This window comes from Emticicia agri, assembly GCF_004168285.1.
In the GTDB taxonomy this organism is placed as follows: Bacteria; Bacteroidota; Bacteroidia; order Cytophagales; family Spirosomataceae; genus Emticicia; species Emticicia agri.
The window spans coordinates 1-304 of sequence record NZ_SEWF01000149.1 but is presented as its reverse complement, the minus strand read 5'-3'; the positions used below and the strand labels follow the sequence as shown (position 1 = coordinate 304).

Sequence of the window (304 nt, the reverse complement as noted above, 5' to 3'; positions counted from 1 at the left end):
CACCATTGGTTACTGTAACTGTATAAATCCCTGCATTACCTGATTGCGCATTGGGAATAGTAGGGTTCTGACTTGAACTATTGAATGCAACAGGCCCCGACCAACTATAAGCACCCCCCCCGGAAGCAGTTAATTGAATTGTTTGACCTATGCTATAAGGACCAGTATTAGCTGCTATTGCCAAGGGTTGACTGACAATCTGCAAACCTGTGACTGCTGCACTTGGCACACTTGTACAAGACCCAACTGTACAGGTGGCTGTAATGCTGTAAGTGCCTACACTTGATAAAACTATACTTGTGCC

The 304-nt window shown here is 45.1% G+C and carries 1 protein-coding gene; it reads right to left on the bottom strand.

Features of this window, described 5'->3' with window-relative positions; translation table 11 throughout:
• Nucleotides 1–304, bottom strand: a 304-nt coding sequence (locus EWM59_RS28105; RefSeq protein ID WP_207220077.1) for an immunoglobulin domain-containing protein, incomplete at both ends; no start/stop codon positions are given.